We start from the raw sequence: 211 nt of genomic DNA on the forward strand, positions 1-211 counted from the left end.
GGTCGCTTCAGCTTCAGCATCAACCAGCGCGGTCGCTTCAGCTTCAGCATCAACCAGCGCGGTAGCAAGTGCCTCAGCATCAACAAGTGCAGTCGCTTCAGCTTCAGCATCAACAAGCGCGGTAGCATCAGCTTCAGCATCAACCAGCGCAGTAGCAAGTGCCTCAGCATCAACAAGCGCGGTAGCATCAGCTTCAGCCTCAATCAGCGCA

General features: G+C 55.9%; 1 pseudogene. It reads right to left on the reverse strand.

Annotated elements, in window-relative coordinates:
• A pseudogene (locus tag ADM33_RS11530) lies at window positions 1-211 on the reverse strand (peptidase); the annotation flags it as partial.

Origin of the sequence: Streptococcus oralis, assembly GCF_001075875.1 — a bacterium.
GTDB classification, from domain to species: domain Bacteria; phylum Bacillota; class Bacilli; order Lactobacillales; family Streptococcaceae; genus Streptococcus; species Streptococcus oralis_I.